We start from the raw sequence: 1,102 nt of genomic DNA on the forward strand, positions 1-1,102 counted from the left end.
TACAGTGCGAGTAGAACAGTAAAGGCAACGTATGGGATACCTTTCTTTGGAGAATCAACAGTCTTCATAAGTTACTTTCTTGAATAAAACTAAAGCAAGAACGACGCCCAAACAAATAGGGCAAGAAATAGCGCAACAAATACTGCTGCAGAGCCAATGTCTTTGGCTCGACCACTGAGTTCATGCCAGTCATCGCTGACACGGTCGACAACCGCTTCTACGGCGGAATTAATAAGTTCGACGATTAAAATCAGCAATAGGCTGCTGATCATCAATACACGTTCAAGCGTGGTAACTGGCAGAAAAAATGCGATGATAGAAAGAACCAAAGTCAGTACGAGTTCTTGTCTGAAAGCGGCTTCATGAGTCCACGCGGCTTTTAGTCCTTTAATTGAGTAACCGGTCGCATCCATGACTCGGCGAATTCCTGTTTTACCTGGCTTCAAAATTGGGCCTTAATTCTTATTATTGGTTGATTGATGTGTGTTAGTACCGAAATGCACCAAATTGCGATCTGAGACTAATCGGTTAGACGTGAAACATTTGTGAATATGGGTGCAAGCAAAAAACGTCACGTTTGATTTGATGAGTAAGTACTTTGGTTGTGTCGTTTAGACTAATGCTTAATCAAGGTCGTAAACGGTGTAACCTTTATTTTGTAGGCATTTGCGTAGCACGAGAGCTTGTGTTTTGGTGGAATCATTCGCGCCACCTAAAGCGCCTGCACCAGCACCGACTGCACTGCCAGCTACTGCGCCAACTGCTGCACCGCCAATACCATCTTCAAGAGCACCAGCCGCGGCACCGATTAATGCGCCAGTCATTGCACCATTGGTTGCATCAGATTTAGCGGCTTCTGTTTTGTCGACTTTTTCTGCGTAACCTTGGCAGTAGGCAAAATCTTGTTCGTATTGCGCTTGGTCAACATTCGTCATGTCTACAACAGGCTTTTGGTTGTATGCACATGCTGCAAGTGAGGAAGAAAGGACAACGAGTAAAAGTGGTTTATACATGGGATGAATCCATTATCTCTGTGAATTGATGGATTAAATGTACACTGTTTTATTACTTGTCTCTGTCTATGGATTGTATCGAAATGTCG

2 protein-coding genes are annotated in these 1,102 nt (G+C 43.6%); both read right to left on the reverse strand.

From position 1 onward, the window contains the following. Window positions 1–89: 89 nt before the first annotated feature. Entirely contained in the window at window positions 90–446 is a 357-nt protein-coding gene (locus R7127_RS26770) for a diacylglycerol kinase (RefSeq protein WP_318148746.1), read from the reverse strand. A gap of 177 nt (window positions 447–623) precedes the next feature. Further along, window positions 624–1,013, reverse strand: coding sequence for a hypothetical protein (locus R7127_RS26775; RefSeq protein WP_005463395.1), 390 nt, complete (start codon window positions 1,011–1,013; stop codon window positions 624–626). Window positions 1,014–1,102: the final 89 nt, after the last annotated feature.

Origin of the sequence: Vibrio sp. 1159, from assembly GCF_033340395.1 — a bacterium.
GTDB classification, from domain to species: domain Bacteria; phylum Pseudomonadota; class Gammaproteobacteria; order Enterobacterales; family Vibrionaceae; genus Vibrio; species Vibrio alginolyticus.

Bases quoted from the DNA above. Each gene is read 5' to 3' on its own strand.
- R7127_RS26775 (WP_005463395.1), bottom strand. From the start codon at position 1,013: ATGTATAAACCACTTTTACTCGTTGTCCTTTCTTCCTCACTTGCAGCA.